The following is a 221-nucleotide window of genomic DNA, read 5'->3' as shown; positions in this document are numbered from 1 at the left end:
GAAGATATTCCATTCTTCCTTGAAATCCTTGCCTATGATGAAAAAATTGCTGACGCAGGTTCTGCTGAATACGCTAAAGTAAAACCACACAAGGTTATCGGCGCTATGAAAGTCTTCTCAGATCCACGTTTCAACATCGATGTCTTGAAAGTAGAAGTTCCAGTTAACGTGAAATACGTTGAAGGTTTTGGTGATGGCGAAATCGTTCATACACGTGAAGA

The 221-nt window shown here is 40.3% G+C and carries 1 pseudogene; it reads left to right on the top strand.

The window, feature by feature from the left end:
• Positions 1-221: pseudogene (locus HMPREF2728_RS08655) on the top strand (tagatose-bisphosphate aldolase); the annotation flags it as partial.

Source organism: Streptococcus sp. HMSC061D10, from assembly GCF_001808865.1.
GTDB lineage: Bacteria > Bacillota > Bacilli > Lactobacillales > Streptococcaceae > Streptococcus.
This window is presented reverse-complemented; position numbering and strand designations above follow the sequence as displayed.